Below are 4,247 nucleotides of genomic sequence, written 5' to 3' on the forward strand. Positions count from 1 at the left end.
AGGAGGTGATCCGTGGCCTCAATCGTTAAGCGTTGTAGCGTGGCCGCCGTACTGGCGCTTGCAGTACTGGTGCCGGATTTCAGCTTATTGAAAACCTCCCCCGACGGGCTGGCGCTGATTGCTGACCTCGAAGGATGCCGCCTGAAACCCTACCAGTGCAGCGCCGGTGTCTGGACATCCGGTATCGGTCATACCGCAGGCGTGACACCGAAAGGCGATATTACCGAAAGGCAGGCGGCGCAGAACCTGGTCAGCGATGTGCTGAACGTTGAGCGCAGGCTGGCGGTCTGTGCGCCGGTTGCCATGCCGCAACCGGTCTATGACGCGGTGGTGAGTTTTGCGTTTAACGTTGGCACCGGTGCCGCCTGTCGCTCGACGCTGGTCTCGTTTATCAACCGCCAGCAGTGGGCGCAGGCCTGTAACCAGCTTCCGCGCTGGGTGTACGTCAACGGTCAGAAAAATACCGGGCTGGAAAATCGCCGCGCACGTGAACGTGCTTACTGTCTTAAGGGGGTTGAATGAAGACGCTGATTATTTTGCTGTTGCTGGCCGTCGCCGGTCTGGTGTGGATGAAGCGCGAAAACAGCACGCTGACACGCTCGTTTGAAAAGGCGAACCGTGTTGCCAGTGAGCAGAAAACCCAGAACACCATGCTGCGTAATCAGCTCGATGTTACCGCCGGTATCAGGCAGCGCAACGAGCAGGCACAGGTCGACTTACGCAATAAGCTCACCACGGCGAATCGGCTTGCTGCAAACCGTGGCAACACCGTGACGAGGTTACTCAATGAAAATAAAGCACTGCGCGACTGGTATGAGTCTGAGCTGCCTGATGACATTATCCGGTTGCACACCCGCCCCGCATTCACCACCACAGCCGATTATTTACAGTGGTTGTCCGAAAGTGGCTCTGTGTCTGATACCCGCCAGCACGCCGCGCACTAACGGCGATTTAAGTACCGATATTCGCCAGCTTGAGGCGGCACTGGTGAGCTGTGCCGCCCAGACTGAAACCATCAAACACTGTCAGGATGAACTTGATGCTCAAGCCAGCCAGTTTACGCAAAGCCCTCTGTGACGCAGCGCCGGTACTGCGTAATAACCCGGACATGCTACGCATTTTTATCGACAGCGGGAAAATCGCCGCTACACTTGCGAGCTCACTGTCATTTGAAAATCAGTACACGTTAAACATCGTGGTCACGGATTATCACGGCGACCTGGATTACCTCATCGTGCCGGTCAATGCCTGGTTGTGGGAAAACCAGCCCGACATCATGACCACTGATGAGGGGCGCAAAAAGGGTTTCACATATATTGCCGATATCAACGACGACGAAAGTGTCGATGTGAGTATCAGCCTGTTGCTGACTGAGCGCACAATTGTCAGGCAGGAAGGTGAAACCCTGCACGTGAAACACGCTGCTGAGCCACCGCTGCCGGAGAACGTCACGCGCCCGATGGAACTCTACGTTCACGGCGAGCTGGTGAGCCAGTGGCATGAATGAATTCAAACCCTTTGAGGACAAACTCGCCGGACTGATTGCCCGCCTGTCACCGGCAGCGCGTCGCAGGATGACGGCAGAGATTGCGAAGCAGCTCAGAGCCTCACAGCAGCAGCGCATCAGGCAGCAAAAAGCGCCGGACGGCACACCGTATGCCGCCCGTAAACGTCAACCGGTGAAAGGCAAAAAAGGCCGTGTTAAACGTGAGATGTTCACGAAGCTGCGCACCAACCGATATATGAAATCAAAAGGCACAAATGAGGCGGCAGTGGTGGAGTTTGTGGGGCGAGTGCAGCGTATAGCGCAGGTGCATCAGGAAGGGTTACGGGATAAACCAAACCGCTATAGCGAGGATGTGCAATATCCGGAACGGCAATTGCTAGGAATTTCAGAAAAAGATAATAAAAATATTGAGCTAGTGATTTTCGAATTCCTCATGGCTCACTAATGAAATTACTCTGACCATCAAATCGATTGAAGTGGTTAAATTAATTTGATAGCCAGAAAATTTTTAGAGAATAGTGATTTATTTTTCACAACCACTTAAGAAGTGGTACTTTCTTTTGTGGTCTTCTTAACTTAGATGAAAGCGTTGAATTTAATGCATTTAAAAAATGAGCCCCACGACGAGCTTTGGTATTCCCTTTACCAGCACATCAATTACATCATTGATAATCTTTCGTGCAATCAATGACGAAATGTGTGCATATGAAGTAAGCGTGATTTCCATAGCAAATTTTTGACTAGCTAATAAATTTTCCCTTTCATCATCAGTCATTTTGTCTTTATTTTGCTCTATGTAATAGGCTGTCCTAGCTAGATTTTCTATTTGAGGAACAAGAGTATTCGATACGATCCCCCACTGACCTGTGAGTTCTTTCTTTGCTGCTTCGATTGCAGCATTTCTTAGTTCTGTCCAGTCGCTCATTATACATCCTCAATATATATTTATTTTGAGTCACTATTAATATTTTTAATAGTATCAGAATACATGTAAAGGTTTGCCATAAGAGTTGAGATTAAGTCCCTTTGCGCCTGATAATATTCAGCCTCGGGAGTGCATCTAGCCCTGGTAATCTTAACCCTATCAAGAAGAGTTTTAACGCCATAAATTTTTAGTGAAATCTGTCTGCTATCGTATTGAGGCGCTCCTGCTTGCATTAAAGTTTCAGTAACTTGAAAACCAGAGTCAATATTTTCGTAAAAAGATTTATCTTTATCGCCTTTCTGTTCCCCTCCTGACACAAGAGATACTTGTGGAATTGGCATGCTATTAGAAGGAACAATTAAATTGTAATTCCCATTTTCACAGAGATTCGGGTTGTCACTCTTTTTAGGAGCTTCACCTTGCCATTCTGTCAGTTTTTTATCGATATCCCCATGGAGAGCATACAATTGCTTCTCAGCTTCCGCACTATATTTTGGTGTCGAGCAACCGGTGGCGCTCAAAACAAAAAACAGAATGGAAAATTTAATGAGAAAAAAAGCAGGAGCATTCATAATCACAACCCCATTAGATATTTATAATTAATAATCGTCGATAAGAAATTTATGTAATTAAAACTAAAGTAGTATTTTTCGTCAGCATGTACGAAGGTTATACATGCAAAATAACGATCTATTTCAAAAAATCATCGTAGACGTTATTTAAATTAACAGATGTGTGAATGAGTTACGCGAGCATTGTTGTTTGGCTGAACACCCAATGATAGTTCTTTGTAAGATGAGTTTTATATAGCCATCATGGCCTCATGAATACTCTCTCATCACTCCAGGATCTTGCGCGCCTTCTGCGCAACCTTATTCGCATCGGCATCGTGACCGACGTCGACACCGAACGGGCACTATGCCGCGTTGAAACGGGCGGTATTACGACCGACTGGCTCAACTGGCTGGCGCCCCGTGCCGGTCGTTCGCGTACATGGTGGGCTCCTTCTGTTGGTGAGCAGGTGTTAGTGCTGGCAATCGGCGGCGAACTGGATACCGCTTTCGTGCTGCCCGGCATTTATTCCGACGATACCCCCGCGCCGTCAGCCTCTGCCGATGCGCTGCATATTTCTTTCCCTGATGGCGCGGTTATCGAGTACGAGCCGGAGATCAGCGCACTGACTGTTTCGGGTATTAAAACCGCCACCATAACCGCATCCGAATCCGTGGTGGTCACAGTGCCGCTTTTGACCGTCAAAGCCAGCCAGAAAATCACCCTCGATACGCCGGAAGTGGTCTGCACGAACAAGCTGACCACCGGCACGCTGGAGGTGCAGAAAGGCGGCAGGATGAGCGGCAATATCGAACACAGCGGCGGAACGTTCAAATCCAACGGCGTGCAGGTGGATGACCACGGTCACGGCGGCATTGAACGGGGCGGAAGCTGGACGGAGGGGACGCAATGACGGCACGTTTCCCCGGTATGAACCGCACCACCGGGCTGAGCCTGTCCGATTCGGCACACATCAGCCAGAGTGTGCGCGACATTCTGATCACCCCCATCGGCTCGCGTGTGATGCGCCGTGATTATGGCTCGTTATTATCTGCCCTGACTGACCAGCCCGACAATCCGGCGCTGCGTCTGCAAATTATGTCCGCCTGCTATATGGCAATCCTGAAATGGGAGCCGCGTATCCGGCTGTCATCCATCACCTTTGAAAGTACCAATGCAGGCGAGTTATTCGTCGACATCACCGGCGTGCGCACCATTACCGGCGGCGCGTCATTTTCCCTGACTGTTCCCCTGAGCTGAGAC

The 4,247-nt window shown here is 49.8% G+C and carries 9 protein-coding genes; 7 read left to right on the top strand and 2 right to left on the bottom strand.

Going from position 1 to position 4,247, the window contains the following annotated elements; all coding sequences use genetic code 11:
• The first annotated feature begins 12 nt into the window (after window positions 1–12).
• Genes FH968_RS23265 through FH968_RS23280 form a run of 5 tightly spaced genes read left to right on the top strand, consistent with a single transcriptional unit; the run spans window position 13 to window position 1,952 of the window.
• Window positions 13–522 carry a lysozyme gene (locus tag FH968_RS23265; RefSeq protein ID WP_139883815.1) on the top strand — a complete coding sequence of 170 codons (510 nt, stop codon included), beginning with the start codon at window positions 13–15 and terminating at the stop codon, window positions 520–522.
• Window positions 519–944: an Rz-like lysis system protein LysB gene (gene lysB / locus FH968_RS23270; protein WP_139883818.1), complete on the top strand. Its 426-nt coding sequence runs from the start codon at window positions 519–521 to the stop codon at window positions 942–944. Before FH968_RS23265 ends, lysB begins: the two co-directional genes overlap by 4 nt.
• Window positions 832–1,077, top strand: a complete 246-nt coding sequence (gene lysC, locus FH968_RS24020; RefSeq protein WP_255431583.1) for an Rz1-like lysis system protein LysC — start codon at window positions 832–834, stop codon at window positions 1,075–1,077. The genes lysB and lysC overlap by 113 nt, the downstream gene beginning before the upstream one ends.
• Window positions 1,040–1,507 (top strand): phage tail protein, encoded by a 468-nt coding sequence (locus tag FH968_RS23275; protein WP_139883820.1) that lies wholly within the window; start codon window positions 1,040–1,042, stop codon window positions 1,505–1,507. The genes lysC and FH968_RS23275 overlap by 38 nt, the downstream gene beginning before the upstream one ends.
• Window positions 1,500–1,952, top strand: a complete 453-nt coding sequence (locus FH968_RS23280; RefSeq protein WP_139883822.1) for a phage virion morphogenesis protein — start codon at window positions 1,500–1,502, stop codon at window positions 1,950–1,952. The genes FH968_RS23275 and FH968_RS23280 overlap by 8 nt, the downstream gene beginning before the upstream one ends.
• A gap of 159 nt (window positions 1,953–2,111) precedes the next feature.
• Here FH968_RS23280 and FH968_RS23285 read toward each other — a convergent pair whose 3' ends face one another.
• Together FH968_RS23285 and FH968_RS23290 are read right to left on the bottom strand one after the other, a co-directional pair.
• Window positions 2,112–2,432, bottom strand: coding sequence for a hypothetical protein (locus tag FH968_RS23285; RefSeq protein ID WP_139883824.1), 321 nt, complete (start codon window positions 2,430–2,432; stop codon window positions 2,112–2,114).
• A gap of 20 nt (window positions 2,433–2,452) precedes the next feature.
• The gene (locus FH968_RS23290) at window positions 2,453–3,004 is read right to left on the bottom strand and encodes a hypothetical protein (protein ID WP_139883826.1); all 552 of its coding nucleotides are present in this window, start codon (window positions 3,002–3,004) and stop codon (window positions 2,453–2,455) included.
• A gap of 251 nt (window positions 3,005–3,255) precedes the next feature.
• Between FH968_RS23290 and FH968_RS23295 the strand changes: the two genes are divergently transcribed.
• Complete coding sequence (locus FH968_RS23295; protein ID WP_139883828.1) at window positions 3,256–3,897, top strand: phage baseplate assembly protein V; 642 nt, start codon at window positions 3,256–3,258, stop codon at window positions 3,895–3,897.
• The gene (locus tag FH968_RS23300) at window positions 3,894–4,244 is read left to right on the top strand and encodes a GPW/gp25 family protein (RefSeq protein WP_139883830.1); all 351 of its coding nucleotides are present in this window, start codon (window positions 3,894–3,896) and stop codon (window positions 4,242–4,244) included. The genes FH968_RS23295 and FH968_RS23300 overlap by 4 nt, the downstream gene beginning before the upstream one ends.
• Window positions 4,245–4,247: the final 3 nt, after the last annotated feature.

Source organism: Buttiauxella sp. B2, from assembly GCF_006376615.1.
In the GTDB taxonomy this organism is placed as follows: domain Bacteria; phylum Pseudomonadota; class Gammaproteobacteria; order Enterobacterales; family Enterobacteriaceae; genus Buttiauxella.